Genomic DNA, 450 nt, shown 5'->3' with positions numbered 1-450 from the left:
TGAAGTGACCTTTGAGTACACGATACAACACCACAGACAACATAATTGCACCCATCGTCACGTGGAAGCCATGGAAGCCGGTTAGCATGAAGAAAGTCGAACCATAAATGCCGGAAGTCAGTTTCAAATTCAGTTCGCTGTACGCATGCATGTACTCATAGGCTTGAAAGCCCATAAACACGGCACCCAGTACTACCGTTGCAAACAGCCAGAAAGCCGTTTTACCACGTTGACCAGCACGCAGCGCATGGTGGGCGATAGTCAGCGTCACTCCTGAAGTCAGCAGCAATGCGGTATTGATGGTTGGAATAGGGAATGGTCCCATGGTTCTGAAGGCTTCGACCGTGCCAGCCGGACCAGTATTACCCCATTGTGCAGCAAAATCCGGCCACAATACCTTGTGATCGAGATCGCCCAGCCATGGCATGGTGATACTGCGTGCATAGAACA

General features: G+C 50.7%; 1 protein-coding gene. It reads right to left on the bottom strand.

Features of this window, described 5'->3' with window-relative positions:
- On the bottom strand, nucleotides 1–450 hold a 450-nt coding region (locus KDM89_RS19780), incomplete at both ends, for a cytochrome c oxidase subunit 3 (RefSeq protein ID WP_212689599.1).

It is taken from the genome of Cognatundibacterium luofuense, assembly GCF_018139685.1.
Taxonomy (GTDB): Bacteria; Pseudomonadota; Gammaproteobacteria; order Burkholderiales; family Burkholderiaceae_D; genus Undibacterium; species Undibacterium luofuense.
The sequence above is the reverse complement of the archived record's forward strand: the minus strand, read 5'-3'. Positions and strand labels throughout refer to the sequence as shown.